The organism is Pseudomonas sp. HMWF006 (assembly GCF_003061205.1).
In the GTDB taxonomy this organism is placed as follows: Bacteria; Pseudomonadota; Gammaproteobacteria; order Pseudomonadales; family Pseudomonadaceae; genus Aquipseudomonas; species Aquipseudomonas monsensis.
The window spans coordinates 1-1,104 of the sequence record NZ_QAIU01000429.1; the positions used below are offsets into that span (position 1 = coordinate 1).

At 63.6% G+C, this 1,104-nt stretch carries 2 protein-coding genes; both read right to left on the minus strand.

Annotated features, from left to right (window positions below; genetic code table 11):
* On the minus strand, positions 1-647 hold a 647-nt coding region (gene preA, locus DBR24_RS18065), incomplete at its 3' end, for an NAD-dependent dihydropyrimidine dehydrogenase subunit PreA (protein WP_128615430.1).
* Positions 648-1,104 (minus strand): FAD-dependent oxidoreductase (locus tag DBR24_RS32680; RefSeq protein WP_256591604.1); only part of this gene is annotated, 457 nt, incomplete at its 5' end. It abuts the gene before it with no gap.

The following is a 1,104-nucleotide window of genomic DNA, read 5'->3' on the forward strand; positions in this document are numbered from 1 at the left end:
ACCATGTGTTCCAGATCGACACTGGTGATCGAGTTGATCGTATTGATCAGCGACACCGCATCGGCGCCACCGCGATGCGCGGCGCGGGCGGCGACGCGGATGTCGGTGATGTTCGGCGTCAGTTTGACGATCACCGGCAGCGAGCAATAAGTCTTGCACCAGCGGGTGACCTGCTCGACATACTCCGGCACCTGACCCACCGCCGCGCCCATGCCACGCTCGGGCATACCGTGCGGGCAACCGAAATTCAGCTCGATACCGTCAGCGCCGGAGGCTTCGACCAGCGGCAGGATGTGTTTCCACGATTCCTCCACGCACGGCACCATCAGCGAGATGATCAGCGCGCGGTCCGGCCAGTCTTTCTTGACCTGGGTGATTTCGCGCAGGTTGATCTCCAGCGAGCGGTCGGTGATCAGTTCGATGTTGTTGATGCCCAGCACTTCGCGGTTATTGCCGTAGTGTGCCGAGTAGCGCGACGAGACGTTAACCGCCGCCGGGTCCTCGCCGAGGGTTTTCCAGACCACGCCGCCCCAACCGGCCTCGAAGGCACGGACTACGTTGTAAGCCTTGTCGGTCGGCGGCGCGGAGGCCAGCCAGAATGGATTGGGGGCTTTGATACCGGCGAAGACAATCGAGAGATCGGCCATTTACGCAGCCTCCACGTTAAGCATCAGTTGAGCATTGATCGCCTCGGCGGCGCGTTTGCCGTGCTGCACGGCTTGCACGGTGAGGTCCTGATCGAGGCTGGTGCAGTCGCCGCCGGCATACACCCCGGGGATGCTGGTGCGCAGGTTGTCATCGACCTGAATTCGCTCGCCCTGACGCTTGAGTTCGCGGGCCAGCGGGTCGGCGAGGGCGCTGCTGTCGAAGGCCTGACCGATGGCTTTGAAGATCGCATCAGCCGCCAGCTCGAAGGTTTCGCCAGTGGTTTGCAGGCGCCCTTCGACCAGATGCGTACGGGCGAAACGCATGCCGCGCACCTGGCCTTGCGCGTCGAGCAGCACTTCGTCCGGTTGCGCCCAGGTCAGCAGGCGCACCTGATTGGCTTTGGCGATGTCCTGTTCGTGGCCGGTGGCGCCCATGTCCGCCGCACCCCGGCGATAC